The sequence below is a fragment of the Pseudomonas sp. FSL R10-1350 genome (assembly GCF_009600525.1).
GTDB lineage: Bacteria > Pseudomonadota > Gammaproteobacteria > Pseudomonadales > Pseudomonadaceae > Aquipseudomonas > Aquipseudomonas helleri.
The window spans coordinates 1-421 of record NZ_WIVR01000193.1 but is presented as its reverse complement, the minus strand read 5'-3'; the positions used below and the strand labels follow the sequence as shown (position 1 = coordinate 421).

The window sequence follows — 421 nt, the reverse complement described above, 5'->3', positions numbered from 1 at the left end:
ACCTGCGGCTGGATCACCTCCTTAATCGACGACATCAGCTGCTCCATAAGTTCCCACACGAATTGCTTGATTCATTGAAGAAGACGATAGAAGCAGCTTTAAGCTACAAGCTGATAGCTCACGCTAACAGTTGCAAGCTCGAAATTGGGTCTGTAGCTCAGTTGGTTAGAGCGCACCCCTGATAAGGGTGAGGTCGGCAGTTCGAATCTGCCCAGACCCACCAATTTTGTGTGGAAAGTACCTGTAGAAATATGGGGCCATAGCTCAGCTGGGAGAGCGCCTGCCTTGCACGCAGGAGGTCAACGGTTCGATCCCGTTTGGCTCCACCATAAACTGCTTCTGCATCGTAAAGCTTAGAAATGAGCATTCCATCAAACGATGGTGAATGTTGATTTCTGATCTTTTGATTAGATCGTTCTTT

General features: G+C 48.0%; 2 tRNA genes. Both read left to right on the top strand.

The annotated features are described in order from the left end of the window. Window positions 1–146 precede the first annotated feature (146 nt). A tRNA-Ile gene (locus tag GHO25_RS25810) sits at window positions 147–223 on the top strand. A gap of 30 nt (window positions 224–253) precedes the next feature. Next, window positions 254–329: transfer RNA gene (locus GHO25_RS25805), tRNA-Ala, on the top strand. The last annotated feature ends 92 nt before the right edge of the window (window positions 330–421 follow it).